Consider the following 24,687-nt stretch of genomic DNA (forward strand, 5'->3'; position numbering starts at 1 on the left):
GAACACTATGAAAGATATTGAAATTCTAGTTGTAGATGATACGGTTGCCAACCTAGAAGTAATGGATGAGGTTTTATCCTCAGCTCAGTACTATGTTTCTGCTGTGACTAGCGGTCAGCGAGCCCTAAAGCAGCTACAGGAACAGACTCCTGCCCTGATCTTACTAGATGTTCAAATGCCAGGGATGGATGGGTTTGAAACCTGTAGGCAGATCAAAGCCAACCCTGCCACTGCCCCTATCCCCATCATTTTTATCACTGCTCTATCGGACGCCGAAAGTATCGCCAAAGGCTTTTCTTTGGGGGCTGTTGACTACATTACTAAGCCTTTTCGCGAAACAGAGCTATTAGCGCGGGTGCGTACTCATATTAGCCTCTGTCTCTTGACTGAAAAGTTAGAAGAAGAGGTCGCGGGCCGTACTGCAGAGCTAGAAACTACGGTTGAGCAACTGCAACAATCACAGCTACAGATAGTGCAAAGCGAGAAAATGGCGACCCTAGGTAACTTAGTTGCTGGGGTCGCCCACGAAATCAACAATCCGACTGGCTTTCTGCATGGCAGCATCACAAACGGCAAAACTTACACCGAAGACTTACTCACACATATCGCTCTTTATCAGCAGCACTGCCTCGATCCACATCCAGATATTCAAGAGCATGCCGAGGAGATCGATCTAGATTTTATCTCAGAGGATATGCCCAAACTTCTCAACTCCATGCAGGAGGCCACCAATCGAATAAAGGACATCAGCAACAGCTTACGCACGTTCTCTCGTACTGATATTGATCGCAAAACTAGCGCTAACTTAAATGAAGGGCTCGATAGCACGCTGATGATCTTGAAATATCGCCTTAAGGCCGACGAGTATCGTCCTAGTATTAATGTCATCAAAGACTATGGAGATCTTCCACTGATTGACTGTTTTCCGGGTCAGCTCAATCAGGTATTTATCAACGTTTTGGCCAATGCTGTCGATATGTTCGATGACGCCGCCCAAAAGACAACCTTCAAGGCTCTAGAGCAAAATTCGCAAGAAATCACAATTCAGACCGCAATTTCAGAAGCGGAAAATTCGGTTGAAATTTGCATACGAGACAACGGGACGGGAATGCCAGAACCGGTAGCAGCCAGAATCTTTGATCGTCTGTTTACGACCAAAGGTGTGGGGAAAGGAACGGGATTAGGACTTGCGATCGCCCATCAAATTGTGACCGAAAAGCATGGCGGTAAATTAATGGTAAAGTCAGCGCCAGGGCAAGGGACCACCTTTGTTATCCAGCTACCATTGTAGAACTCGTTATCAGCCGTTTAACTCAAAGAGATAGGAAACCGCGCCTGTTGGATCTTCAATGAGGGCGAAGTAGCCCGTCTCTGGAATCTCGGTTTTGGGCATCGCAATCTTGCCTCCTAATGTAGCAGCTTTTTCGGCCCCGGCATCGACAGAGGCAACCGCAAAGTAATTCATCCACACAAGCGGCATTGCTGGCACACTAGGCGGGCGCTTTAAAGAGCCGCCGACACTCTTACCGTTGACGTCAAAACTAGTATATTCACCGCCGTTCATCGATATCGGCTCTGAGAATTGCCAGCCAAACAAATCGGCATAGAAAGGTAACAGTGGCGTAGGATCATCCACCATAAGCTCCATCCAGCATACTTCTCCTGTCCCATTCCCAATCATATTTAGATTATCTTCTCCATTCTCTGGCGTGAAAATGTGAAAGGCTGCACCGAGCGGATCGGTGATAACAGCAGTTTGGCCTACTGTTGGAATGTCAAAAGCTGGAACACAAACCTTTCCGCCGATTTTTTCACCTGCTCGCAGGTTTCATCTACATTACTGACAGTGATGTAGGGAATCCAGTGACTAGGCGCAGGAAAGTCTTTTTCTAAAGGGACAGGATTGCCAAACCCGCCGCTGCTGGTCACATAGATAGTCGAGTTCTCCTCCCCTGGAATTTTCATCTCGCTCAGTGTCCAGTAAAAAGCTGCTGATAAAAATCATTTGCCTTTTCAACATCCTTCGTCATCAAGCTCCACCAGCAAAAGCTGCCGATCTGATCTTTCAGAGCCATAAGATTCTCCCTAGATATCGTTATTGCTACGCTACTGGCTTCGGTGTTCTTAGAAGTGACCCTTAACGAATCTTGATTTGTAAGCGCTGATAGCTGCAAAAGTACAAAAGTACTATAGCAATAAAACACTGATACATCCAGATCTTCTCATTTCATTATGAGCTGCCCCAAAGAATCAGCTAAAAGATGAAGGGTAGCGTCCTGACAATCTAAGAGCTTTTATGGCCAAACGCTATGCAATAAAACAGTCCTAAACCGTAACTCTCTCCTTCTGAAGACTTTCTAAAGCGTCTACTTCTGGCTCTGCTAATGGGTCTGGATTATCTTGATCGACATAACCCTGACTGATTTCAACCACATTTCCATCTGGATCTAACACCCAAACAGAGCGCCAGCCTGGAATAAATGAATCAAAATCGAGTGGGCCTAATGAGATAGTTGCATCTGGGCCCATTTCGGCCAGCTTAGCATCGACATCATCAACTTGAAAACCCAAGTGTCGCCAGCCAGGATAATTCGGGCCATCATTAGCTGCAACCGGAGCCGGAGAGCGACCTTTGGCCTGAAATAACTCTAGGTACATCTCTCCAAGTTTGATGAAAACAATCTGTTCGGTTTCATTAAGCTTGGCAACTCTAGCACGCTCAAAGCCAAAATATTTTGTATAGAATTTTTCGGTTGCAGTGGGGTTTTGACAGCTCATGGCCATCTGAGAAAACTGTAGCAAGATCTTTTCCTCTACCTGTGTTTGCGTTTGTTTGAGAGTTCAACTTTTCAGCGGAGACAAAATTGTGTAGCTGGCAGTGTGCTTTCAAATCACGCCACTACTGGTAAGCACCATCTGGATAGCGCACGACACCCGCAAAGTGCGTGGCAATTTTTCCATCTTTTAATGCCCAGCTATCGTGAAAGCTGAGTTCGCCTGTCAGATTGTTGGCAGCATCGTATGTCTTAAGCGTTTCAACGACCATCAGAGCGTCTCTTCCTTCAGCCCACTGGTTCATCTCAATATCAAAGCGATCTAAGCCAAATATCCGACTCTCAAAAAACTCTCTTAGTGACTGCTTTCCCTTCACATAAAGCGGTTTTTTATTGTCTGTGAGCGTACTGATCAGCAGCGGCTCTGAGGCATATTGACTCAAGAGACCGTCAACATTTTTGTCTTTGATAAAGCCGATATGCTCTTGGTATAGCGCCCCTAACGAGGAATCAGAGATTTGGGCCGTCATAGAAGCATCATCTGTATACGTACCGTCTGGGTACTGGATAACACCCGCAAAATGCGTTTTGATTTTGCCGTTCTCTAGCTGCCAGTTGTCGTAGAATCGACAGTCTGCGACGCCTCCTTCCAAGTCGGTCGCCTTGATGTTTTCGACCATCATTAAAGTCTCTGACGTTTCTGCCCACTGATTGAGACTAATTTCAAGATTCTCTAAGCTAAAAATGCGACTTTCAAAAAAGGCTCTGAGCTCTTCACGCCCTTGAATATAGATCGGCTTGCGATCTTCAGTCAACGTGCTAATTAGCAAAAGATCTTCTGCGTACTGGTCGAGTAAACCTTCAACATTCTTCGCTTTGATAAAGCCGATATGTTCCTTGTACAGCTCGCTCATAGGTGAGAGCACAAGCTGCTCAATGGGAGTATTCATGCCATAAGTCCTCGATAAAATTATTCTGAATTCCTTAATAAAGCAATAGTGAGTGATGCAGGTGAGTGATTCAATGCCGGCTCAGCAGCAGTCGCGAATAGCACCTAAGCGAAGAAGCCAAAGTGAGTGGCGATCTTCCCTTCTTTCATCACCCAAGCATCCCCTACGGTCATCAGACCGAGATCGCAGGTAAACGTAGCCTGAAAAAAGACATTGCCATTCGCTTCCGTAAAATCAAGTGTCTGAACATCGATCTCACCGATGACGTCCATATATTTTTTGAAGAATTTCTTGATTTCTGAGCGCCCCTTCACCGTAATCGGCGCAGGTTGATCGGCAAAGCCATTGAAAAAAGTGGTGAGGACTGCGCCTTCGGCGTAGTCTCTGTTTACCATTTTCTCAATGTCACCAGCGGCAATCGCTTCTAAATGCTGATCGAAAAAGAGACGATTTTTTGAGATAGTCGAAACAATCATTCTTGTCTATGCTCCTAAGATGTAGGCGTACGCTCAAATTTATTTTCTAGCCCCAAAACCTGCTGCTGCTTTCTGATCTATTGAGAAAGCGGCGTATGAAGAGTCATCCAGTTCAGCCAAGCCCAGAAAGTATGGGCTCTCATCCACCACTCGCTTAGCTGCCATTCGCTCAGATGGGAGGTATCTGCTGCGTGTCTATTACCTGGTGGCTGAGGCACTACTAAGTGATAGAGTACCGGGGTATCCTCTAGAATTTGGATCTGTATTCTGTTGGGAAAATTTAGGCCAATTTCTTTTGCTAAGACTGCTTTGGGATTGGCTAGTAAGGCGCGTTTAAAGTCTAGATCTGACCATACGTGCCCGATGATCATTGCCTGCAGGGCCAGTCTAAAGTCGTCTTTATCTGGACGCTGAAGATGCCACCAAAATGTATGGGCAACCATCCACCAGTTTCCCATCTGCTCTAGCCGGGCAAACAGCGCTTGGGAGTTACTGGGCCGATAGGGTACAACAAAGTGAAAAGTATCTCCTACGTTTTCTCGCAACACATTGACTTCAACCGTGTCAGGCAGACTTAATCCTAGGGCTTCTTGCAAAAAAGACTGAGGCTGTGAGCACAGTTGTTGCATCAGTTCAGGAGATTGCCATAGGCGGCTGAGTACATCGGCCTGTAAGGCTTCTTTGAAGGCACCTGTGGATGACACTTCTGCACCCGACCAAATTGAATTGATACGCTGAAGGGAAATCGCGCTACTAGCCATAGGTTAACTCCTCTAATTGAAATAAATTGAAAAGGTGATAGCTTTATGGCAGCTTTGCCGCGCCTCTAAAGTTCAGCAGAACCGGGATAGTAGTCGAGGGAATCGACTATATAGGTTTGGATAACGGGCTTCCCTGTGATGGGCGATCGCACGACATACCAGGTCTGATAGGCATCTAAAACGATCCGCTGGCTCTTGGCCGCTGGTGGATTCCATACGCTAGCTTCCCACTTCACGACAACCTTCACTTTCGAGGGCTGATTTTGGTCTTCTAGCGTTACTGATTTAACCGTATGTACCTCGTCAAAAAAGATGCCTATCACTTTCTCGTACCAGCCTTTAAACCCATCAAATCCATAGACGGTCGCCTCAGGAAAGCTCATTTCTACACCTTCTTCGGCCAAAAATGGAATAAACTCATCAAGCTTTGCATGAACATCGAGCTGGCGATACCAGGCTGCTGCCATCGCTTGAACTTCAGCGGTACTCAAAGGCGCAAGTGTGCTAACTGTCATGGGATGATCTCCAAATAGTGTATGCAGTATTTCTGTTGAATTTAACTAGAGACGCTGGGCCGGAATAAATTGCGATCGCGAGATTTTATCAGTGCTCATCTACTGGCCACATTTCACAGCAGTTTCGGCGTGAGGAACCTCGTTGGTTAAAACTAGGTCGATTAGGAAAGGCCCCTGGTGAGCTAGCGCCTGTTCGATCGCCGGACGAATTTGATCAGGGTGTTCAACCCGAAGGGCCGTAACTCCCAAAGACTGAGCCAATTCAGCAAACTGAATATACGGTTCGTGAATATCGAAAGAGGCAGGAAAGTCATGTTCAGCAATCCCTTGCTCACGCCAATACTGGAGGATATTCAGCTTCAAGATTCGATAGCTGTGGTTGTTGCACACCACAAAGTTGACATCGATTTTGTGGTGGGCGGCTGTCCAAAGAGATTGGATCGTGTACATACTGCCACCGTCTCCAGTAAAGCCAATCACAGCCTTTTCAGGATTGGCGAGCTTAGCACCAATCGCGCCCGGAATACCTACGCCTAGAGAGCCCCCACGGGTCTGGAAATAGTTGCCAATTGTTGTCGGACTTAAGTAGCGACACAGCTCTGGAGAGTTGGTCAACGCCTCATCAAAGACAATGCCGTCTTGGGGAAAATAGCTCGAGAGTTCTTTGGCAAACTGTGACATATGTAAGGGCACCGAATCCCACACAGCCTGATCTGCTTTTAGTGCAGCTATCTGCTTCTGCTTGTAGTCTTCTGTGATTTTCACCACTCTTTCAGTCGCGATCGAAACGCTCTGAGGCGTCATGACTATTTCTAGCTTCTCAGCTAAAGCCTTTAACGCCGACTTGGGATCGCCCAACAGGCCCAAATCGATCGGAAAGTTTTTAGCAATCTCATAGGTATTGAGATCGATATGTGCAATCTTCGCTGCTGGGGCAAAAACCTCTGAGAGGGTTGGAAACACCTCAGGGAAAACGTAGGTGCCTACAATTAAAACAACATCCGCCTTCTGGGTAACTCGCTGACTGTCTTTACCAAACATATGACCTAGCAAACCGCCATACAGAGGATGAGTCGCACTCATATTCGGCTCAGACGAATCTGCCCCCCAGACCTGTGCGCCCGCTAGCTCAGCCACCCTGGTCAGTTCGGACTGGGCATCAGAAAAAGCAACGCCGTCCCCGGCAATAATCAGCGGCTGTGCGGCACTACTCAGCCAGTTGGCAACCGTTGCAATATCTGCATCAGCTGGTGTTGCCCTTGTTATTGGAATTGATGTTTGTACAACAGCCTCTAGATTGGGCTCGTCTAAAATATCCATTGGCAAGCCAATAAATACGGGGCCCATCGGTGGGGTTGCCGCAATCTTAATTGCCTTGCGTAACACTCTCAACAGCGAAGAGGAATCGACCACCCGAGTAGACCACTTTGTCACAGGTTTAGCCATACTGACCAAATCTGCTGCCATCTGAGCATCCATAGCATCATACTGGATTCCAGCTTCACCAGCTAAAACAATCAGCGGCGCATGCCCTCTCATGGCTTGGTAAATCATGCCAGTTCCATTGCCCAAACCAACCCCGCTGTGCAGCTGGACAATAGTGGGGTGTTTAGTAGCCCTAGCATAGCCATCAGCCATACCGACCGCAATCGTCTCTTGTAGTGCAAAGATATAGTCGAAATCTGGATAGTCTTTTAGAGCATCTAAAAAGCCCTCCTCGACTGTTCCAGGATTACCAAACATATAGTGAATATCATCTGCTAAAAGCTGTTCGATAATTGCGAAACGACCGTCTTTATGGGTCATGCTTCTCATCCTCCGATCAATTTATAAGATTTAAGCTAAACCGCTGTTGTTTAAGGTGGCTCTACCAGCCGTAGCGAGTCAGTCCACGTTCCAACACTTCTACTAGCTTTTGCCCCGTCACTTGTGAATCGGCAGTCGATCGCCCTGTGACAAAAGGATAGTCCACAATTACAGAAATCTCCTTTCCGAAGTTTCCGTGGTATCTTCCTTCAGGGGCGGTGGCATCTTGTAGAATATATTCCAGCGGGTAAGGCGGTGGGCCCATATTGAGCTCAGTGCCCATAAAGCCAGTGCCATCTAAATAGTCATACTCTTTGCAGTGGCCAGTCACATGCTTACCACGAATGATGCTTTCACGATCATTAAAGTCACGGGCAAAGGCTAAACAGGCCACTCCATAGCATTCAGCGGCAATAGGTTTTCTCATTTTGTAAAAGCCCAAAATGAGATCGTGTACCCGATGATTGTTGGCCAGATCGATAATTGGGCCGCTACCACCGACAATTAGCAACGCATCGTACTGTACTAAATCAGCCTGCGCTTGGTCTACAGCGTTGTAATAAGCTTCCCACTGGCGAATCGCTTTTTCGGCGCTCCAGTATGGCCTATCAGGGAACCATCTAGACAGCGTAATTGGACTATCTAAACGAGGATTTTGAGGGTTGTCGATCCGCTTTACTTTTTCTGCCATCTCGTCACTCACCACCGGACGGCCCAGCGGTGGATCGACAAACGTAGGGTCCATACTGGGCGGAAGCGCAACTGGGCGATTGCCAGTTGGGGTAGCAAAATCAACCTGGTACCCGGCGGCATCTAGAACGTCTAAAGGCGCGACTAATTCTTCACCCCAATAGCCCCATTCGGATAAAAGCACTAAAACTTTCTTCACGATCTGATCTCCTAATAGTATTTTTATTGGCTTTTAAGTTGTTCTAAAACCTAAAAAAAGCACATGAATTAGCTAGCTTCTTTGATAGCAACAGGCAAGTAGGTCGGGCCTGTCTTAATAGAGAAACGATTGGTCGCGATCCCAATTTGCTGGATGCGTTCTGTGATCGCGTCAATAAACTTGAATACTTCGTGGCGCGATCGTCCCGTTACCAAATCATCATCGACAACAACACCAGATGGTGCGGCTTCGTAGATGACGCCCGCGTTCGCAATGTCTGCTAGCACAACTTCATGACAAATAATGCGCCTGCCTTTGAGCAGTTCGGGCATGGGTGTCAAAAGCCACAAACCATGACACAAAGCGCCCTTAACAATCAAAGGATTGGCCATTGCCTTTGCATAAAATTGCACGGCGGGAGAAGAACGCACCTGCTCAGCAGCGATCGCCTGGCCGGCTGGCGGCTCAAAGTAACGCAACCGGACACTGGTGTAGTTTGCAGACATAATCACGGCAGCGTAATCATTCACATCAATATCTTGAATATCAATATCTACATCAATGCTCTCTTGCTTCTCACCTTCAACAGAGTCACTGTAAAAACGAACGCTAGGTTGCCCCCATAGCCGAGAGACAAAATGAACAGTCGCTCTCAATTCTGAGAAACACTCTTTATAAGCTGCTATCTCCTCAGGAATGAACTCATTTTCAACTAAAACAGCAATCTTTTTGCCGCCAAGAGAACGGGGAATCATCGCACTAATCTTCCTAAAGCGTTGCAGTAAGCATGAAAGTAAAAATCGTCTTAACACCTAAACGGTACATAGACCCAAAAAATCTTTCAACACCTTTTTTTTAGTGGTAGGTTCGCGTTGTTTAGACAAATTCGTCAGTTTCTTTAAAGCAAATCAAAAAGGTACTAACAATAGAGGTTGTAGAGAAGAAATAGCTCACAACAAACAATAAAACAATAAAGCTAAAACATCCGCGAAAGTTGGTTCTTAAAACAGTTCTTAAAACATCTGATGTTATAGACCATTTCTTCTCATTCTAGATATCTGTCTGAATATCTGGCGGATACCCAGAATGTATCAAAAGAACACAGCCATTACGCAAAACTTCAACCCTTGTTCACACCTTCTCTCCTGGCTATTGTGAGACTATACAAACAGCACCAATAGCATTAAGTGTCGATCGGAGTATTTCACTTATTGATGATTGGGACTGTTTTTAACATGCCTCTGGCTGACAGAACAAGTCATAAATTCTTGAAAGTGCGTGCCTTGAAAGCTACGGTCAGAGTCGCCTTTCAAACGGGATACTCTCAGCTATTTTCGCGCGTAAGATTCTCTCTTAAGATTGAGTCATTCTATAAAGTACAGAGATTATTTACACAGCTTTTGTGTGTGTGGCACTGTTTTCATGAAGCTAAGTCTTTGTTGTCAGAATCAGACGCGCATCTCAAAGACCTAAGGAGTACATATTAAGGAGTACAGATTATGGTTTTAGTAAGCGATCCTCAAGCGGTCAGTCTGGTTGAGTCTGTCTATGAGGTAGAGGCGGGATGCCCACATCCCTGTGGTGCAACGCCTGATTCAGAAGGCGTCAACTTCTCTTTGTTCTCTGAAGGGGCAATATCAGTTGAGCTGCTGTTGTTTGAAAACCCGAACGATGAACAGCCTACGCAGGTAATAGCACTAGATCCTAGCATACACAAAACCTTTCACCTATGGCATGCCCGTGTAAAAGGGCTAAAGCCTGGTTCTGGTTATGCATACCGGGTAGAGGGTCCACAAGATCTTCATGGCCAAGGCCACCGATTCAATCGCAACAAAGTATTGATCGATCCTTTTGCAAAGGCTAACGACAACAGCCGTTGGGAGAGAGTATCAGCTATTGGTAATGACGATAACTTAGCTCGCTCAATGCGTAGTGTCGTTGTTGATATTTCTAACTACAGCTGGGAAGGAGATACTCCGCTTGCTAGGCCCATGAATGAAACCGTCATTTATGAGATGCATGTAAAAGGGTTTACTCGCTCTGCTACTGACGTCAAAAGCAAAGGAACCTTTCGCGGGATCATTGAAAAAATTCCTTATCTAAAAGAGCTAGGTATCACAGCTGTTGAGCTACTACCTATTTTCGACTTTGACGAGACAGAGAACTTGAGAGAAGTTAACGGTGTAGCTCTCAAAGACTACTGGGGATATAACCCCCACAGCTACTTTGCCATTGAGAGTTCTTACTGCGCTAACCCTCGACTAGAGCATCAGCTTAATGAATTTAGGGACATGGTAAAAGCTCTGCATAAAGCAGGTATAGAGGTGATTCTAGATGTGGTTTTTAACCATACTAGCGAAGGGAATCACGAAGGGCCCACCATTAATTTCAAGGGATTAGACAACAGAATTTACTACCACCTTGTCTCTTTTGATCAGCAGTACTACATGGATTATTCTGGCTGTGGCAGCACAGTCAATTGCAATCACCCAATGGTAGAAAAGCTGATCTTAGAATGCCTAGAGTTTTGGGTGAGCGAAATGCATGTCGATGGCTTCCGGTTCGATGAAGCCTCTATTCTTTCACGGGGGCAAGATGGCACGCCGATGTCTCACCCACCGATCATCTGGCATATTGAAACATCGCAAGTTTTGGCAGATACCAAGATCATTGCAGAAGCTTGGGACGCCGCTGGTCTCTATCAAATCGGTTATTTTCCAGGGTATCGCTGGGCTGAGTGGAACGGTCGGTTCCGTGATGATGTCCGAAAGTTTGTGAAAGGCGATCCAGGCATGGTCGGAGCGGTTGCGTTTCGGATTGCTGGTAGCGCCGATTTATATCAATCTAGATCGCACTTACCCATCAACAGTGTTAACTTCATTACTTGCCACGATGGTTTCACGCTTAACGATTTAGTTTCTTACAACGACAAACACAATGAATCTAACGGCGAAGACAACCGAGATGGCATTACTGAAAACTTGAGCTGGAACTGCGGACGAGAAGGAGACACTGACGATCTTTACGTAGAGGCGCTACGACGTAAGCAAATCAAAAACTTTGCAGTGCTGCTGCTGATTTCGCAAGGCGTGCCCATGATAGTGGCCGGAGATGAGGTGCGTCGAACACAGCAAGGCAATAACAACGCCTACTGTCAAGATAGTGAAATTAGCTGGTTCGATTGGTCCCTAGTAGATAGAAATGCAGATATGCTCAGATTTTTCAAGCATATGATTGCTTTTAGAAAATGTTACTGTCATGCGAGCCTCATGCGTCGCACCTACTTTACGGGCAAAGTCAACGAGCGTGGACTCTCCGATCTCTCTTGGCATGGCTTAGCACTGTATCAACCGGGATGGGACGATCCCAATGCCCGTGCATTGGCCTTTACCTTGGGGGGAACAGAGAGCGCAGAGGATATTCACGTAATGATGAATATGTACTGGCAAGATTTGGATTTTGAGCTACCAGCCGTAGAAGGCAGAAGATGGTTTAAAGCCGTCGATACAAACGAAGCTTCGCCTCTGGATATTGTTTCTCCAGGACAAGAAACAGCCGTTAGCAATGACGCATCGTTCACCGTCAAAGAACGCAGCATCGTTATTCTAGTGTCTCGCTAATAGCGCTACCGCAACAAGTTGTTGTCTGCACTCTATCACTTTACAAAATACTGACTATGAATAGAATTGACTTCTCATTCTCGGATATGATCGCTGGCTATGTTACGAGCTTTACCCCTGATCAAAAGAGCCCGGACATCTTTGAACTCAAAACGTCGGACGATAGGCCCTTTAAGATCAAGCTAACACCTAATACTTACGCAGAGCTACTGCGGAATCTAGGCGAGCCCTACCACGATTGCACGGCACAAATGAAGTCAATGCTAGCGCCTGGGAGATATCTCTTTGCCTACGGTGTTCTGTATCCCGATTCGGAAGAGTTTGCCTTAGAGGCAAAGCATCTTGTATTTGTGGGTCGAACCGTTGACCAATATCTTTTTGAGAAACCAGACTGGTGGATCAACCAAATTCGGAATCTGGGAAATTTTTATCTTAAAGCGCAGTTTGAAGACGGCGAAATTGATTACAGTAAATACCGTACAGGGCTAGGGCTAGTCGGATCAAAAGATGGAGATAACCGTCAAGAAACCGACACCATCTCAAGACTGGTCTATGGATTTTCGACCGCCTATATGCTGACCGGCGATGAAAGATATTTAGAGGCTGCTGAAAAAGGAACTCAATACCTTCGCGATCACCTGAGATTTTTGGACGAAGGTGAGGAGATATGTTACTGGTATCATGCCGTCAATGTCAGGGCTGACGGCACCGAGCAAAAAATATTCTCCTCTGAATTTGGAGATGATTATGATGCGATTCCGGCCTATGAACAGATCTATGCACTGGCTGGACCGACGCAAACCTACCGGGTTACAGGGGACCCTAAGATCCTACATGATATAGAAATGACGGTTAATTTGTTTAACCAGCACTTTTTAGATCCCTCAGAACAAGGTGGGTTCTTCTCACATATTGACCCGATCACGTTTAGCCCATATTCGGACGTTCTCGGCCATAACCGGGCGAAGAAAAACTGGAACTCGGTAGGCGATCACGCGCCTGCCTATTTAATTAATCTCTGGTTGGCCACCGGGAAAGACGAATATGCTGACTTTCTAGAGTCTACTTTCGACACGATTGAAGCGCACTTCCCTGACTATGACAATAGTCCCTTTGTACAAGAAAGATTTCACGAAGATTGGAGCCATGATGCTACTTGGGGATGGCAACAAAATCGGGCTGTAGTCGGTCACAATCTCAAGATTGCCTGGAATCTAATGCGGATGTATCATCTGCGACCCAAGCAATCTTACATAGAGCTGGCTGAAAAAATTGCTGATATTATGCCAACCGTGGGCAGCGATCGTCAACGCGGTGGCTGGTATGACGTGATGGAGCGATCGCTAGAACCTGGCCAAGAGAAGCACCGACTCGTATGGCATGACCGCAAGGCTTGGTGGCAGCAAGAGCAGGGCATTCTCGCCTATCTACTTTTAACTGGCTCTGTCGGTGAGGCAGAGTACCAAAAGCTCGCGAGAGAATCAGTTGCATTTTACAACGCATGGTTCTTGGACTATGAGTCGGGTGGTGTTTATTTCAATGTGTTGGCTAACGGCATCCCGTATCTTTTAGGTACAGAGCGCGGCAAAGGCAGCCACTCTATGAGTGGATATCACTCATTTGAGCTAGCTTATCTATCAGTGGTCTACACCAACTTACTTATTACTAAGCAGCCGTTAGACCTTTTCTTCAAGCCTAAGCCAGGCGGTTTTGAAGACGGCATTTTGCGCGTGCAGCCCGATATTCTCCCACCTGGCAGCATTCGTATTGGCCAAGTTTGGGTTAACGACCAGCCTTATCAAGATTTCGATGCCGATAGCTTAGAGATTACTCTACCCGCTGTCCAAGAAGATATTCGAGTACGCGTTAGAGTTTTACCAGCGACGGTTGCTTTCAGCGCAACCCTGCTAGAAATAGAGCAAGGCACGGCCAAGATTTCACTAGCAGGCGTTTTGGACGACAAAGCCTTAGTAGCTCTAAAATCAGAGCTGGAAAGGGTTTCTAGCCACGACCTACAGAGAATTGTTCTCTTCGCTGACTTATTAGAGTGTGTTACGAGTTCGGGCCTAAGAACCCTACTGCATGTAGAGCAAAAGTTTGGTGCTGATATTGAAACCTATATCGTAGGGGCTAAACCCAATGTTGAAAAGTTCTTAGAGTTTAGCTCTTTGTGTCGCAGCATAAAGCTGGTAGAACGATACGAAGAAGCTGGCGTTGTTGTCACGGTTTAACCTCTCTGTGCTGATACGTAAAGAGAAAAAGAAAAGCTACACATAACGAGCGCGCAGAATAACGATAGATGTCGTTAAAGCATGGTCGGAGCCTTTCGCTCCGGCTATTTCTTAGAGGTGTGGTATTGGGAGATCTCGAAGAGCATGGTAATTCTGTACAAGGGCTGTGCCTACAGCAGAGTGCTATATGTCTGACGGCAGACACAGTGCGATATGGGTCGCATGCATTGTTCATTAAAAGGCTGTTTCACGGATCATGATAGACAACCCAGTTTTGTTAGTGGTAGATGATGACCTAGGTGTTTTAAAGGTATTAGAGCGCGACTTACGAGGTCAGTATGGCGGGAGATTTCGCATACTGCGATCGCAGTCTGGAGAACAGGCTTTAGACATTCTCGAAAGAATAGAGCTGCGAAGTGAGTCGCTCGCCCTCATTGTTGCCGATCAACGAATGCCAAAAATGACAGGGCTAGAACTACTCGAAAGATCATCCACTTTTTTCCCTCAAGCCAAGCGAGTGCTGTTGACTGCCTATACTGATACAGAGGCAGCCATCAGAGCCATCAATGAAACCAAATTAGACTATTATTTACTGAAACCCTGGGAACCACCAGAAGATAAGTTATATCCAGTCCTCGATGACTTAATTGACGATTGGCTCGCGTCTTATCGACCGCTCTTCAAAGGGATTCGCATCATCAGCTGCCGCTGGTCTCAAAGCCTACATAGGATTAAAGACTTTCTAGCCCGAAATCACCTACCCTATCAGTGGCTAGATATCGAACAAGATATCGATGCCCAACACCTGATTGATGCCTCACATTTGATTGCCCCTCAGCTGCCGTTAGTTATTCTCTCTAATGGCACAGTTCTGCAAGATCCTACAAACTTAGAAATTGCTGAAAAGGCGGGGCTTAAAACACAAGCTGATGAGTCTTTTTATGACTTAATCATTGTTGGAGCAGGTCCGACAGGTCTAGCAGCAGCGGTTTATGGGGCCTCGGAAGGCTTACACACATTACTCATTGATAAGGAAGCGCCCGGCGGGCAAGCAGGCACAAGCTCAAGAATCGAAAACTATCTTGGGTTTCCTAAAGGGGTAACAGGCGCAGAATTGGCCCGGCGGGCGATCGCACAGGCGAAACGATTTGGGGTAGAGTTCTTAACTTCTCAAGAAGTCACCAATATCTGCACTGAAGGTCGCTACAAAATTGTTTTCATGTCAGACGGTAGTTATCTCTACTGCCATTCAGTCGTTTTAGCGACCGGTGTTTCCTATCGGACACTCACTGTTCCAGGAGCAGATCAGCTCGATGGCCTAGGTATTTACTATGGTGCAGCGATGACAGAAGCATTCTCTTGCACAGGCCAAGATGTGTATATATTAGGCGGGGCCAATTCAGCTGGCCAGGCGGCCCTATGCCTTGCTAAGTATGCTCGTCAGGTTACGATTTTGTTACGGGGCGACTCTCTTTCTAAGAGAATGTCTCAGTACTTGATAGACCAAATTAATCTAACAGAAAAGATCGCTTTACGGCCTCACTCTCAGATCGTGGAGGTAAAAGGAGAAAGGAGTTTAGAATCCTTGCTCGTAAAGGATTTATATACAGAAGCAACAGAAGCCGTTCCAGCCCAAGCGCTGTTTGTGTTTATCGGTGCAACGCCCAGAACGGAATGGCTAGAAGATGTAGTGGCTCGCAACGAAGAAGGATATGTGTTGACTGGGCCTTGTCTGCCGACCTCAAAAACAGCTATCAGAGACGGCTACTTTGATCGAGAGCCCTATCTACTTGAAACGGACTTACCAGGTGTTTTTGCCGCTGGCGATGTTCGCGCTAATTCAGTAAAACGAGTAGCATCAGCTGTTGGAGAAGGTTCCATTGTTGTGCAGTTTATCCACCGATACCTTGAAAAAGGATAGCGATGAATACGACGATTGAGGCTCTGCAAAAGATTTCTATTTTTTCAAAATTGAACAATGCTCAGCTCAGCTGGTTAGTCAAAAGGGGCTGCTATATTTGCTTACGCTCAGGCGAATACCTCAAAGGAGAGGGAGATTTGCCGGGCAATTTTTACGTTCTACTAGAAGGTGAAGTCAAATTCACCAAGAAAGTCGGGCTAGCCGAAAGATATGTCATGACCGTTGGTCCAGGTACATTCGTTGGCCATGAACTCATTCTGCTCGATTCACCTTGTTTTGCCAGCGTACAGGCCATCAAACATAGTCACGTTATTTTTTGGGATAACGATGCTTTTTGGCAAATGCTCAGAAGATTTCCGGCGATCGCTAGAGAGCTACTAACAGCGACTGCACAAAGAGTAGAAATTCTAGAGGCTGTTTCTAGTCATCACGAGAAGCTTATGGCGCTAGGCACATTAGCAGCGGGTCTGGCCCACGAAATCAACAATCCAGCAGCAGCGCTAAGTCGAGGGGCAAAGCAGCTAGATCAGCTCTTCAAGGAGATATCTGTTCTATCGCTACGGTTAACGCAGATGGAGCTGAGTCAGTCGCAGCTAGCATTTCTCAAAAACTTTATATCGCACACCATTGAGCAAGCAGAAAATACGCCTATGCTTCTAGATTCTCTGGTGACGAGCGATCGAGAAGAAGCAGTGATCAATTGGCTACGAGCCCACGGTATTGATAATGGCTGGCGAATTGCTCCCGCATTTGTAGAAAAAGATTTGGATACAAGCTGGTTAGATCAGATGGCACAGAAAATCCCTATTCACCAGCTAGATGACTTGCTCTGCTGGGCAGAGCAACTACTCACTGGCATCGGATTACTCGATCAAATCAAAAAAAGCTCTATTCAAATATCAGACTTAGTGGGAACTGTCAAAGACTATTCGTATATGGACAGATCACCTGTGCAAGATATTGACATACATCAGGCGATTGAGAGCACACTCACCATTTTGAGCTACAAGCTCAAGGGTGGGATTAGCGTTAGACGGCTCTATGCCCCAAAGCTACCTATCATTAGAGGGTTAGGTAGCGAACTCAATCAAGTCTGGACTAACATCATAGATAATGCTATTCAAGCTATGGACAACAAAGGTGAAATCACCATTCGCACGGTCTGTGAAGGGAGCTGCGTTATGGTAGAAATCGCCGATGACGGACCTGGTATTCCAGCAAATATCAAAGACCGAATCTTTGAACCTTTCTTTACGACCAAGGATGTTGGAGCCGGTATGGGCATGGGCCTGATGAACACCTACAACATTGTCGTAGAAAAACACAAAGGAGATATCAAAGTATTTTCTAAGCCTGGAGATACCCGGTTTCAAGTTCGGCTACCCTCTGATTCGTTGAAGAGACTTAAGCCGGCGCTCGTTCGTTAGCTATCAGAAGAAAATCCTAGACGGCAGCATTCGTGCTAATCACTCCTAATACTAGCTAATTTTATGAATACACTATTACGCCCTCCTATTCTTCGGCTTGCAAACAGAACAGAAGGCCACGAAAACAGACATAGGCAGGCTACTTGGCTCGAGCTGTTTTTTGATTTAACGTTTGTTGCGGCTGTTGCAGAACTATCAAAAGTTCTGAGCGAAAACTTCTCTCCCGTAGGTTTTTTAGGGTTTTCGCTGTTGTTTGTTCCTATATGGTGGTCTTGGCTTAATGCCACCTATTATTCTGATCTCTTTGACACAGATGATGTGTTGCATCGCTGTCTTGTTGCAGTCAGCATGGTGATTGTGACTGCACTGGCTACAAATTTACCTCATGCACTTGATGTCACTTCTAAGGGCTTCGCACTCTCCTATGTGGCTATGAGAGTTTTACTAATAGCTGTCTTTTTGAGAGCAGGATGGCACATTGAGCTAGCGCGGCCCCTAGCGATACGAATTGCCCAAAGCTTTAGCCTCTCAGCCGCTTTGTGGTTGCTGTCAACAGCTACACCCACGCCGGCTCGATTTTTGATTTGGATAGTTGCCTTAAGTATTGAAATTGGTATGGCTGTCACTGCCGGAGAGGCCGTACATGTAGAGCTAGCGCCCCATGAGTCGCATTTACCAGAAAGAGTAGGACTGTTCACAATCATTGTTTTAGGTGAATCAGTCCTTGCGGTCGTGTATGGCACATCAGAACAGCAATGGAGTATACAGCTTTCTATCACAGCCGTCCTTTGCTTTACCATTGCATTTTCTATCTGGTGGATATATTTTGATAATTTGGGGGGCTCCGCCATCCAAGCTGCTCGTACCTGCCGAAGCATCAGCGCCTATCAGAGCTGGCTGTATGCTCATCTTCCGTTGAACTTAGGGTTAGCAGCAATCGGTGTGTGTGTTCATCACATTTTGGCTGAAATACCTAGCGAGCCACTAGCGCTTATAGACCGTGGGCTCTTGTGCTTTAGCGTCATGATTTGTTTTGTGAGCCTTGCCATTATCAATTTAGCTGGGCTCTCACAAAAGGCGGGCTTGCGGTGCAAGGCTAGAGCATTTAGGCGTCTGTGCGCGGCGAGTGCGATCGCACTCGTTGGCTTACTAGGCCACAACTTTACTGCATTAGCAATCGTCAGCTGTATTGCAATCATCTGCGCGCTACAGGTTGTGTTCGATATAAAGCAAAGCCTACGCTTACAAGTATCGCCATAGCCACCAGCTAGACGGCAATTCAAAAACTACTCTATCCCCGTTGATGCTAACTAATACATATACATATGGCACGGTTCAACAGGCACAGTTCAACAGGCACGATTCAACAGGCACGGTTCAACAGGCACAGTTCAACAAACATCTCTAACTTTAACTAAGCGCACCTATGACGACACAATCACTTCTGTCTCTTCCTCAAAGCATCCTGCCACAGCTTAGCACCGCGCAGCTCAATCGAATTAAAGCCTATGGAGAAGTCATTGAGGTGGCGGCTCAAACCCTTTTATTTAACGAAGGTGATGTCGATATTCCATTTTTCGTGATTTTAATAGGAGAAATCGATATTCGATTTCATCAAGAGGATGGCTGTCAGACCATTGCCACCATGGGTATGGGCAACTTTACTGGCGATCTGGCCAACTTATCAGGTGGGGCAGCGGTTGCACATGCGATCGCCGTTGCGCCTAGTAAACTTATCCGTATCTCACAGCAACAGCTACGAAAGATTTTCGTCGAAGACTCTGACTTAAGTGATTTGATTGTTGCAACACTGATAGAACGCAGAGCCTACTTAGACGAAGGCGATCTAACCGGTGCGCGATTAATCGGCTCTCGCTACGATGCGCCTAGCAATCGCGTTAGATCGGCGCTTGTTCGTCATCGCATTCCTCATCGCTGGATTGATATCGAAGAAGATGAAGCCGCTGCTAAATTACTAAAGGCTACTGGCAGGGAGCGCACCGATTTGCCCATAATGATCACGGGCAGCGGAGACATTATTCATGGCGGCGACCATGAGCGCGCCATCTTGCGGCACTACAGAATTGCTAACGAAGCAGAAACACTAACCTGTGACGTCGCCGTAGTTGGCGCAGGCCCAGCAGGACTTGCCGCCGCTGTGTATGCTGCCTCAGAAGGTCTAGACGTCATTCTTTTAGAAAGTGGCGCGCCCGGTGGACAGGCTTCTACTAGCTCAAAAATCGAAAACTACCTTGGGTTTCCTACCGGGCTTAGTGGCAAGGAGTTAGCTGAACGAGCGGTTGCTCAAGCCTATAAATTTGGAGCCAGGCTACTATGCGAAACCACAGTTAGTACCATCAAACAATCAGTGACAGGATACTCACTTCAGTGTAAAAATGGCTCACAGATTAACGCAAAGTCGATCGTTGCAGCAACCGGTGCTATCTATCGTCGACTACCGGTTGCCAGACTTCAAGAATTTGAAGGCAGAGGTATTTACTATGCGGCCACTGGCATCGAAGCCAACACTTGCTTAGGCTCACCCGTTGCCCTCGTTGGTGGCGGGAATTCAGCCGGACAAGCTGCGGTTTTTCTCTCATCTCACACTGCCCATGTGCATCTCCACATTCGGCGCGATAGTCTTACAGCCACCATGTCTGACTATCTAATCAGGCGCATTGACGAGGCTAAAAACATCACTGTTCATCCCCATACAGAGATTGTTGGACTTAAAGGAGAGCGCTTCCTCGAAGGGGTTGAAGTCAAAAACAAGATCAGCGGCGAAGTTAGTGCAGAAGCCGCAAACGCCTTGTTCCTATTTATTGGCGCTAGGGCTAACTCGGACTGGTTAAATAATTTTGTGAGCCTGGATGCACACGGATTTGTTAGAACCGGGCAGACCCTAGACACCGAGACACTTAAGAGCGTCCACTGGCCTCTCGAAAGACGCCCTAGCCTATACGAAACCTGTCGCCCCTATGTTTTTGCTGTCGGCGATCTACGTTCTGACTCAGTCAAAAGAGTGGCCTCTGGGGTCGGGGAGGGATCAGTTGTCATCTCCTTTGTTCATCGGGGACTTGAAGAGATTAAGCGAGCGCAGCTAGCGGATTGCTATAGATAGCCAGATAAAGATCATCATCAAAACTGCAGGGACGTTTTCGCACGCTTGTGACTCAACCCGACTTACTCAGAGGAACTAATCATGACTTGTCAGTATCTATGTACCCGGCTGAATGTAAAAAACTTTCAAACCTGTAAGACTTTTTATAGAGATATTTTGGGTTTAGCTATCAAATTTGAAGATCCTACAAACGACTATGTAGAGCTAGATGCAGGTGCTACCTGCATTACTCTATTTAATCGGCAAAAGTTTACTAGCTCTATGTTTAGCAAGCAAACTTTTACTTACCAATCACAGTCGGCAAACGTCGTTATTTCTTTTCGAGTAAAAAACTTAGCACGAATGATGGATTATCTTCGGGTTCACCAGGTAGAAATAGTCGCTCGGCCAACTGCCTATCCAGATAGGGGAGTGATGACGGCCTGTGTTCGCGATCCAGATGGGAATCTGATTGAACTAGAACAGATGGTTGATGTGCTGATCATGTGATCAGAAATAACGATCAACAAATAAAACAGCTAATAAGAACAAATTAGAGCTGCTGTCGGGGAAGATAGGGCTTCATCCACTTTCGAGCTGTAGCTTTTTCGCACTTTGCTTGCTACACCACGAAAAGCTGCAGCCCCGCGATTTAGCCGTCAAACGCGATCGCTTCTAACACGATGAACCAGATGATTATAAGCATCGCGTTCGGAACAGTAGCAGAGTCAAACAAGGAGCTGCGGTTAGACAAAAGAAAAGCACTGTACACGCAGGTAATAGACCACAGGGTGGCCTTAAGAATAAGCAAAGGCGAAGAACAAATGAATTCTCGAATATTTTCAATTAGGTTGAGTAGATGTAGAAACTTGGTAAGTAAGCTCATGACTAAATTCTATTTAGTATTGACAAACCGAGTACCTTTGAGCCTTCACAGTCAGGTCTTTCAATAAAACTGTCTTCAGGCGCTGATGCTGTGAAATTCAACACCTCGAAAAGGCTATTGTCTCAGCTCACGAGACTGATAAAAAGTCCAAATGTCATCCGCCAACAGTTCAGGCTCTTCCCATTCTCCAAAATGCCCACCGCGAGGCATTTCGGCCCAATGAACAATATTATATTCGCGCTCAGCCCATTCTCGTGGACCTGGAACCATATCTTTCGGGAAAGAGGCTATTGCAGTAGGTGAGTGTACATACTCGCCATAGTTTGGCGATGGGCTATGAGCAGACTCGTAGTATAGGCGTATGGAGGAGTTGATGGTTTCAGTAGCCCAGTAGATAGTCAAATTAGCTAACAACTCATCTTTGCTAAATGCCTTTTCAAGGTTGCCATCGCAATCGCTCCAGGCTCTAAACTTTTCTATGATCCAAGCTGCCAAACCGACAGGAGAATCATTGAGGCCAAAAGCTAATGTCTGCGGTTTGGTAGACTGCATCATAGCGTAGGCAAATTCTTGCATTTGAAATTTCTGAACTTTTTCAACAAACTGCTGTTCTGCTGATGATAGATCAGAGGGAACGTTGCCTATGTAGGGGTTAGTCCCGCTCAGATGCAGCCCGATAACCGCCTCTGGGTTCGATAGTGCCATTTCTTTGGCTACGCCCGCGCCCATATCACTTGCTCGCAGAATAAACTTTTCGTAGCCTAATCGATCGATCAAAAGCTCTAGCATGAGCGCCGATATCTGTGAGACGCTCATGCCTTTCTCAGTCGGCCTATCAGAAAATCCATACCCTGGCAGAGATGGAATAATAACATCAAAGCAATCTTCGGCGCGATCATCGCTGAGCCGAGGCTGTGTGAGCAAAGGCGTTATTTTAAGCATTTGATAAAACGAGCTGGGCCAGCCATGCAGAAGAACAATCGGGACCGCTTTGCTACCTTTCCCTCGCTCGTGAATAAAATGAATTTCCATCCCTGCAATGTTCGCTCTAAAGTTTGCAAAGCTGTTGATGAAATCTTCTTGCTTACGCCAGTCGAAGTCTTTTTGCCAATAGTCAGTTATTTTTTTGAGATACGCTGAATTTGCTCCATACTGCCAGCCCGCTGCATCAATCTCATCGGGCCAGCGAGTCTGAGCAAGTCTTTGTGTTAGATCGTCCAGTACGGACTGTGCGATCTTGACATTGAACTTTTCGACATTTGTCGTCATGGGAAAACCTTCCTGTGTGTTGTTTCCTGCAAGCATCATGAGCCTTGAACGGAAACAAGCTTAAGCTGAGAAGACTTTTTCCCGCCTTTAGTTTGCTGTATAGAAATTTACTACAGCGTCGGTCATTTGCCTAAGGTACAGTCTTTGAGCTGAAAGTCTCATGCAATAACGGACCAAATGACTCGCGTTTTCCTAACGCATTAGAGAAACGCTATTTCCGGTGCTGTACTTCTATCGCCTGTGATGATATCGTTTCTAAGTTCACTTCGGATAATGTCATCACCACCTATCTCTATTGTTTCTCTAAAGCTAACCTTTCTAAGTTGCTGAACTGAACATCTGCCGATTTTAATCAAGCGGTGACTGTGTTGACAGCATTATTGACACTGTGTACGTGTCGCCATTTCTGAGGCGTCAGGTTGTGAGAACGTAGAAATTGACGACTAAAGTGACGTCGATCGAAATATCCAACTTGTTCGGCAATATGAGCTACTGAATGACTGGTATACAACAGCATCTGCCGAGCATGAGCCATACGATGTTCGACAATCCATCCCAACACTGTTTTACCAGTTGTCTTGCGAACCAGATCGGTCAAATAAGCCGGAGAACGGTCCACTGCTGCGGCTACGTCGCTTAAACTAATTGTTTCTCTGTAGTTTTCTTCGATAAATTGGAGCGCTTTAGCGACCAAAGGCTGAGCTGACTTGACCTTGAACCGTAACTTAAAGATTCTAACAATATCAAAAAGTAAAAGCTTTAAAAGCGAATGAACGACGTCAGCGTAGCCAAAAGTTTTTTCAGTAAGTTCCCTTTCTAAATGTCGTAGACAGCTCGACCAGCATAGTCGACTCTCTCTATCTACTTTGAATCGTCTTTTTTCAGGTTGACATTGCTCGTTACTGGTGCTCAAAAAAGACACCAAGGGTTCTTCTGTCATCAACATTAGAAAACCTCTAGTATCTATGTTAGCTTCCGACAAAGCTGCTAGGTCAAAACTAAGAATCCACCGCTCTGTCCCTGATAAGTCACTCAGGTCGCAAGTCTCGTGGGCAGCGATCAGAAAAAGGTCGCTTGAAGTAGCCTGGATAGACTGATTCTCTATTTTGCATTCGCCAGCACCCTCCTCCACAAAGAGCACTCTGATACAGAGATTTTCTGTAGTGTCTATGACGGGTGGAATGGGCGACCAACTCGATCTACCCTTCGGCAGATGAGATAAAAAAGTAGCCATGTACGATACTCCTGACGGTGGGGCAAACCGTTTGAAACAGTTAGAGTCATTAGCTAGTTAGGATTTTGTTTAGTTGCCAAAACTATGCTTCATTAGAGAATCTAGTTTTAGCAATTGCTCTTATGAGTTGAGCCAGATGAGTTAAGCCAGATTTCGGACATATACCTTGGAATTTGACTTGGCTTCTTATCCAAAAAAAATTTATGTGTCAATACTTAGCTCTACGTGAGGTGTCTTTTTATGACTCTATTCTTACAATTTCAGCACAGTTGTCCAGAGAAGTTTGGGAAGTTAAGAATGATGTTATTGGTCTAATCGGAATGTATCAAACTATGCTTTTCTACCTGATTATCGAAAAAATAGAAAAAGATTTACCACTTCAAGGCAAAGATTACGGAGATTGAATCCTGAGTTCTCACTTATAATGATGTCAACTGATTTTCGTCAGAGGTCTTAGTCTATAGTCGGCATCTATGGTTAGCTTTTTCGGCTGATTTAGATAGGCTAATCTGCAACAAAGTTCCTATATAAAATTATGACTAGACAGCTCTTTCTTTATCAGTCAAGGATGTCTCCTAAAAGACGCTCTGCTTAAGTTAAAAGTTAACTACACAATCTTCTCTGGATCAAACTTCACAAGGCTGCGAGATTTATTTTGTGCCTGAAAACCCAAAATCAACAGCCTTAGAGTTACTGATTTTAGACGGTCTTAGTTTTCAGGTACTAGGGGCAAGTCAAAGTCGAGCTATCGAGAAAAACTTTGCCCGCATATCTAGAACTACAGTCATTGAACTATTTCTTTCAGGGAACAATAGAACTATGTTAGAT

At 45.9% G+C, this 24,687-nt stretch carries 22 protein-coding genes; 9 read left to right on the forward strand and 13 right to left on the reverse strand.

The window, feature by feature from the left end:
• Window positions 1–7: 7 nt before the first annotated feature.
• Window positions 8–1,291, forward strand: coding sequence for a sensor histidine kinase (locus tag IQ256_RS14940; RefSeq protein WP_193856347.1), 1,284 nt, complete (start codon window positions 8–10; stop codon window positions 1,289–1,291).
• Between the two features lie 9 nt (window positions 1,292–1,300).
• Here the strand turns inward: IQ256_RS14940 and IQ256_RS29685 are convergent, their stop codons facing one another.
• The 10 genes from IQ256_RS29685 to IQ256_RS14985 all read right to left on the reverse strand — a co-directional run bounded on the left by IQ256_RS29685 (window position 1,301) and on the right by IQ256_RS14985 (window position 8,926).
• Entirely contained in the window at window positions 1,301–1,648 is a 348-nt protein-coding gene (locus tag IQ256_RS29685; protein WP_228024905.1) for a VOC family protein, read from the reverse strand.
• A gap of 113 nt (window positions 1,649–1,761) precedes the next feature.
• Window positions 1,762–1,965, reverse strand: coding sequence for a VOC family protein (locus tag IQ256_RS29690; protein ID WP_228024906.1), 204 nt, complete (start codon window positions 1,963–1,965; stop codon window positions 1,762–1,764).
• Between the two features lie 360 nt (window positions 1,966–2,325).
• The gene (locus tag IQ256_RS14950) at window positions 2,326–2,802 is read right to left on the reverse strand and encodes a VOC family protein (protein ID WP_228024907.1); all 477 of its coding nucleotides are present in this window, start codon (window positions 2,800–2,802) and stop codon (window positions 2,326–2,328) included.
• A gap of 97 nt (window positions 2,803–2,899) precedes the next feature.
• Entirely contained in the window at window positions 2,900–3,724 is an 825-nt protein-coding gene (locus tag IQ256_RS14955; RefSeq protein ID WP_193856348.1) for a nuclear transport factor 2 family protein, read from the reverse strand.
• A 104-nt stretch (window positions 3,725–3,828) separates the two neighbouring features.
• Window positions 3,829–4,200, reverse strand: coding sequence for a nuclear transport factor 2 family protein (locus IQ256_RS14960; protein WP_193856349.1), 372 nt, complete (start codon window positions 4,198–4,200; stop codon window positions 3,829–3,831).
• Between the two features lie 77 nt (window positions 4,201–4,277).
• The gene (locus IQ256_RS14965) at window positions 4,278–4,961 is read right to left on the reverse strand and encodes an NHLP leader peptide family RiPP precursor (protein ID WP_193856350.1); all 684 of its coding nucleotides are present in this window, start codon (window positions 4,959–4,961) and stop codon (window positions 4,278–4,280) included.
• Between the two features lie 65 nt (window positions 4,962–5,026).
• Window positions 5,027–5,476, reverse strand: a complete 450-nt coding sequence (locus tag IQ256_RS14970) for a hypothetical protein (protein ID WP_193856351.1) — start codon at window positions 5,474–5,476, stop codon at window positions 5,027–5,029.
• A gap of 99 nt (window positions 5,477–5,575) precedes the next feature.
• Entirely contained in the window at window positions 5,576–7,282 is a 1,707-nt protein-coding gene (locus tag IQ256_RS14975) for a thiamine pyrophosphate-binding protein (RefSeq protein WP_193856352.1), read from the reverse strand.
• Between the two features lie 61 nt (window positions 7,283–7,343).
• A complete protein-coding gene (locus IQ256_RS14980) occupies window positions 7,344–8,171 on the reverse strand; it encodes a type 1 glutamine amidotransferase domain-containing protein (RefSeq protein ID WP_370623454.1) in 828 nt (275 codons plus the stop codon).
• A 68-nt stretch (window positions 8,172–8,239) separates the two neighbouring features.
• Window positions 8,240–8,926, reverse strand: coding sequence for a DJ-1/PfpI family protein (locus IQ256_RS14985; RefSeq protein ID WP_193856353.1), 687 nt, complete (start codon window positions 8,924–8,926; stop codon window positions 8,240–8,242).
• A gap of 744 nt (window positions 8,927–9,670) precedes the next feature.
• On the opposite strand from IQ256_RS14985, the gene glgX reads away from it, so the two are divergent.
• The 7 genes from glgX to IQ256_RS15020 all read left to right on the forward strand — a co-directional run bounded on the left by glgX (window position 9,671) and on the right by IQ256_RS15020 (window position 20,980).
• Window positions 9,671–11,791 (forward strand): glycogen debranching protein GlgX, encoded by a 2,121-nt coding sequence (gene glgX, locus IQ256_RS14990; RefSeq protein ID WP_193856354.1) that lies wholly within the window; start codon window positions 9,671–9,673, stop codon window positions 11,789–11,791.
• A 56-nt stretch (window positions 11,792–11,847) separates the two neighbouring features.
• Window positions 11,848–14,022 carry an AGE family epimerase/isomerase gene (locus IQ256_RS14995; RefSeq protein WP_193856355.1) on the forward strand — a complete coding sequence of 725 codons (2,175 nt, stop codon included), beginning with the start codon at window positions 11,848–11,850 and terminating at the stop codon, window positions 14,020–14,022.
• A gap of 256 nt (window positions 14,023–14,278) precedes the next feature.
• The gene (locus IQ256_RS15000; protein WP_228024908.1) at window positions 14,279–15,943 is read left to right on the forward strand and encodes an FAD-dependent oxidoreductase; all 1,665 of its coding nucleotides are present in this window, start codon (window positions 14,279–14,281) and stop codon (window positions 15,941–15,943) included.
• Between the two features lie 2 nt (window positions 15,944–15,945).
• Window positions 15,946–17,370 carry an ATP-binding protein gene (locus IQ256_RS15005; protein ID WP_193856356.1) on the forward strand — a complete coding sequence of 475 codons (1,425 nt, stop codon included), beginning with the start codon at window positions 15,946–15,948 and terminating at the stop codon, window positions 17,368–17,370.
• A gap of 63 nt (window positions 17,371–17,433) precedes the next feature.
• Window positions 17,434–18,630 (forward strand): low temperature requirement protein A, encoded by a 1,197-nt coding sequence (locus tag IQ256_RS15010; protein ID WP_193856357.1) that lies wholly within the window; start codon window positions 17,434–17,436, stop codon window positions 18,628–18,630.
• Between the two features lie 166 nt (window positions 18,631–18,796).
• Entirely contained in the window at window positions 18,797–20,491 is a 1,695-nt protein-coding gene (locus tag IQ256_RS15015) for an FAD-dependent oxidoreductase (protein ID WP_193856358.1), read from the forward strand.
• Window positions 20,492–20,572: 81 nt separating this feature from the next.
• Window positions 20,573–20,980 (forward strand): VOC family protein, encoded by a 408-nt coding sequence (locus IQ256_RS15020; protein ID WP_193856359.1) that lies wholly within the window; start codon window positions 20,573–20,575, stop codon window positions 20,978–20,980.
• 142 nt (window positions 20,981–21,122) lie between these two features.
• Here the strand turns inward: IQ256_RS15020 and IQ256_RS15025 are convergent, their stop codons facing one another.
• From IQ256_RS15025 to IQ256_RS15035, 3 genes are all read right to left on the reverse strand, one after another.
• Entirely contained in the window at window positions 21,123–21,356 is a 234-nt protein-coding gene (locus IQ256_RS15025; RefSeq protein WP_193856360.1) for a hypothetical protein, read from the reverse strand.
• A 114-nt stretch (window positions 21,357–21,470) separates the two neighbouring features.
• Entirely contained in the window at window positions 21,471–22,625 is a 1,155-nt protein-coding gene (locus tag IQ256_RS15030) for an epoxide hydrolase family protein (protein WP_193856361.1), read from the reverse strand.
• Between the two features lie 352 nt (window positions 22,626–22,977).
• Window positions 22,978–23,859, reverse strand: a complete 882-nt coding sequence (locus IQ256_RS15035) for a helix-turn-helix domain-containing protein (RefSeq protein WP_228024909.1) — start codon at window positions 23,857–23,859, stop codon at window positions 22,978–22,980.
• A 173-nt stretch (window positions 23,860–24,032) separates the two neighbouring features.
• Here IQ256_RS15035 and IQ256_RS15040 point away from each other — a divergent pair, with 173 nt between their 5' ends.
• A complete protein-coding gene (locus tag IQ256_RS15040) occupies window positions 24,033–24,263 on the forward strand; it encodes a hypothetical protein (RefSeq protein WP_193856362.1) in 231 nt (76 codons plus the stop codon).
• The last annotated feature ends 424 nt before the right edge of the window (window positions 24,264–24,687 follow it).

The sequence above is a fragment of the cf. Phormidesmis sp. LEGE 11477 genome, assembly GCF_015207105.1.
In the GTDB taxonomy this organism is placed as follows: domain Bacteria; phylum Cyanobacteriota; class Cyanobacteriia; order Phormidesmidales; family Phormidesmidaceae; genus Phormidesmis.

Bases quoted from the DNA above. Each gene is read 5' to 3' on its own strand.
- IQ256_RS14940 (WP_193856347.1), top strand. From the start codon at position 8: ATGAAAGATATTGAAATTCTAGTTGTAGATGATACGGTTGCCAACCTA.
- IQ256_RS29685 (WP_228024905.1), bottom strand. From the start codon at position 1,648: ATGGAGCTTATGGTGGATGATCCTACGCCACTGTTACCTTTCTATGCC.
- IQ256_RS29690 (WP_228024906.1), bottom strand. From the start codon at position 1,965: ATGAAAATTCCAGGGGAGGAGAACTCGACTATCTATGTGACCAGCAGC.
- IQ256_RS14955 (WP_193856348.1), bottom strand. From the start codon at position 3,724: ATGAATACTCCCATTGAGCAGCTTGTGCTCTCACCTATGAGCGAGCTG.
- IQ256_RS14960 (WP_193856349.1), bottom strand. From the start codon at position 4,200: ATGATTGTTTCGACTATCTCAAAAAATCGTCTCTTTTTCGATCAGCAT.
- IQ256_RS14965 (WP_193856350.1), bottom strand. From the start codon at position 4,961: ATGGCTAGTAGCGCGATTTCCCTTCAGCGTATCAATTCAATTTGGTCG.
- IQ256_RS14970 (WP_193856351.1), bottom strand. From the start codon at position 5,476: ATGACAGTTAGCACACTTGCGCCTTTGAGTACCGCTGAAGTTCAAGCG.
- IQ256_RS14975 (WP_193856352.1), bottom strand. From the start codon at position 7,282: ATGACCCATAAAGACGGTCGTTTCGCAATTATCGAACAGCTTTTAGCA.
- IQ256_RS14985 (WP_193856353.1), bottom strand. From the start codon at position 8,926: ATGATTCCCCGTTCTCTTGGCGGCAAAAAGATTGCTGTTTTAGTTGAA.
- glgX (WP_193856354.1), top strand. From the start codon at position 9,671: ATGGTTTTAGTAAGCGATCCTCAAGCGGTCAGTCTGGTTGAGTCTGTC.
- IQ256_RS14995 (WP_193856355.1), top strand. From the start codon at position 11,848: ATGAATAGAATTGACTTCTCATTCTCGGATATGATCGCTGGCTATGTT.
- IQ256_RS15000 (WP_228024908.1), top strand. From the start codon at position 14,279: ATGATAGACAACCCAGTTTTGTTAGTGGTAGATGATGACCTAGGTGTT.
- IQ256_RS15005 (WP_193856356.1), top strand. From the start codon at position 15,946: ATGAATACGACGATTGAGGCTCTGCAAAAGATTTCTATTTTTTCAAAA.
- IQ256_RS15010 (WP_193856357.1), top strand. From the start codon at position 17,434: ATGAATACACTATTACGCCCTCCTATTCTTCGGCTTGCAAACAGAACA.
- IQ256_RS15015 (WP_193856358.1), top strand. From the start codon at position 18,797: ATGACGACACAATCACTTCTGTCTCTTCCTCAAAGCATCCTGCCACAG.
- IQ256_RS15020 (WP_193856359.1), top strand. From the start codon at position 20,573: ATGACTTGTCAGTATCTATGTACCCGGCTGAATGTAAAAAACTTTCAA.
- IQ256_RS15025 (WP_193856360.1), bottom strand. From the start codon at position 21,356: ATGAGCTTACTTACCAAGTTTCTACATCTACTCAACCTAATTGAAAAT.
- IQ256_RS15030 (WP_193856361.1), bottom strand. From the start codon at position 22,625: ATGACGACAAATGTCGAAAAGTTCAATGTCAAGATCGCACAGTCCGTA.
- IQ256_RS15035 (WP_228024909.1), bottom strand. From the start codon at position 23,859: ATGGCTACTTTTTTATCTCATCTGCCGAAGGGTAGATCGAGTTGGTCG.